Origin of the sequence: Flavobacterium sp. (assembly GCF_031423415.1) — a bacterium.
In the GTDB taxonomy this organism is placed as follows: domain Bacteria; phylum Bacteroidota; class Bacteroidia; order Flavobacteriales; family Flavobacteriaceae; genus Flavobacterium.
Window position 1 is genome coordinate 1 of sequence record NZ_JANPFL010000142.1, and the last position, 1321, is coordinate 1321.

Here is a 1321-nt window from a genome sequence, read left to right on the forward strand (position 1 = left end):
AAAAACAAGATCGAGTTTTTCCGAATTGGTCAATGGCTTATCATCAATTAAGCGAAAACGACAATATAAATATAGACAAATTGTTGTTTGTCAATAACTTTGTAACACTTTCGGAACTTATAGAAAAACCCACACATGTAACAAGGTTATTTTGGTTAATGGCCAAACAATTGTTACAACAATAAAGTATTTATCGAATGAAGATTTTTGAAACGGTTGTGATTCATAAAATTGTAGGTTTTAACTATATTTAACTGTGTTTATATCCAAATTTATTTTCAACTTATTTTAAAAAATATTGATTTTTAGTTGACGTTGTTTTTTCAAAACTAGGAATATTATAACTTTTCATAAAAATTCTGTAATACTTTTTATTGTTAACTTTTGCAAATTTGTATAACAATTAAAAATACAGAAAACATGAATAAAGCAATTATAATCCTATTAATTTTAGCAGGAACAGTTTTTACATTTTGTAAATCGGCACAACAAAAAGAAAATACCGCAAAAGAAAATGTTGTCGAAGCCAATCAAGATTTAAAAGACACCAAAATTTCAAATGCTAATGAATGGTTAACTTTTAAAACAGAATCGCAAGCCAAAATCGCAGATAACGAAAAGCGTATTGCAGATTTGAAAATAGAAATGAATAAACCAGGAAAAACATTTGATGGAATGTACAGAACCAGAATCGAAAAACTCGAAGCCAAAAATGTTGAATTAAAAACAAAACTTAACAATTACGATGGCAACGAAACCGAATGGAAAACATTTCAAAGCGATTTTAATCGAGACATGAAAGAAATCGGAAACAACATAAAAGATCTATTTAGGTAGAACATTATTTGGGGAGATAATGTGAAAAGCGAGATTTTATTCTCGCTTTTTTTATTTGCCCAATGTATTAAAACCATTTATAATAATTATCAAATTTCAAAACTTTAACATAGACAAAGTCGATTAATAATTAAATAGAAAATCATGCAAAAACAAAAAATAATTGTCATAGGTGGTGGTTTTGCTGGTATTCAATTGGTGCGTCAACTTGACGAACAATTATTCGATGTTTTACTTATTGATAAAATAAACCACCATCAATTTCAGCCACTTTTTTATCAAGTGGCAACTTCTCAACTCGAACCATCTAGTATTTCTTTTCCGCTTAGAAATATTTTTAAAGGCAAAAAAAACCTTCAAATTCGCTTGTCAGAAGTCTTGAATATAGATGAATCAAATAATACAATTTCAACTACAATTGGACATTTTGATTATGATTATTTAGTAATTGCTATTGGTTGCAAAACCAATTTTTTTGGCAATC

Annotated in this window: 3 protein-coding genes; all 3 read left to right on the forward strand. The window is 27.9% G+C overall.

Going from position 1 to position 1321, the window contains the following annotated elements; all coding sequences use genetic code 11:
• Positions 1–185, forward strand: a 185-nt coding sequence (locus RMO83_RS12785) for a hypothetical protein (RefSeq protein WP_310560089.1), incomplete at its 5' end; no start/stop codon positions are given.
• 235 nt (positions 186–420) lie between these two features.
• On the forward strand, positions 421–837 hold the full coding sequence (locus RMO83_RS12790) for a hypothetical protein (RefSeq protein WP_310560090.1): 417 nt from the start codon (positions 421–423) through the stop codon (positions 835–837).
• 144 nt (positions 838–981) lie between these two features.
• Positions 982–1321 (forward strand): FAD-dependent oxidoreductase (locus tag RMO83_RS12795; protein WP_310560091.1); only part of this gene is annotated, 340 nt, incomplete at its 3' end.

Coding starts and splice junctions, on each gene's coding strand:
- RMO83_RS12790 (WP_310560090.1), top strand. CDS start 421: ATGAATAAAGCAATTATAATCCTATTAATTTTAGCAGGAACAGTTTTT.